This is a genomic window from Psychroserpens mesophilus (assembly GCF_050617655.1).
GTDB lineage: Bacteria > Bacteroidota > Bacteroidia > Flavobacteriales > Flavobacteriaceae > Psychroserpens > Psychroserpens mesophilus_A.
Map to the genome: position 1 here is coordinate 1 of NZ_JBODQC010000268.1, position 259 is coordinate 259.

The following is a 259-nucleotide window of genomic DNA, read 5'->3' on the forward strand; positions in this document are numbered from 1 at the left end:
GATGACGAAGTCCACCTTCTCGCGCGAGACACCGCGCATGTGCGCAATGGTCTCGCCGAGCTTTTGCACTTCCTTCGGGGTGAGGTGCTTGAACACCTCGGCCGCTTCCTCCTCGCCCAGGGAGACCAGCAAGATGGCGGCGTCGTTCAGGCCTCGTTCGTCCATATCTCAGCAATCCGTGTTTTGAGAGGCTCAGGTGGCCTCGCCGTTGATCCAGGTCTTGACGATGTTGGCCACCGCGATCGGGTTCTGCTTGGCC

Annotated in this window: 1 protein-coding gene; it reads right to left on the reverse strand. The window is 61.0% G+C overall.

Going from position 1 to position 259, the window contains the following annotated elements:
• The coding region (locus tag ACRHNM_RS17220) for a magnesium and cobalt transport protein CorA (protein ID WP_431137873.1) at window positions 1–165 on the reverse strand (165 nt) is incomplete at its 3' end.
• Window positions 166–259 lie beyond the last annotated feature (94 nt).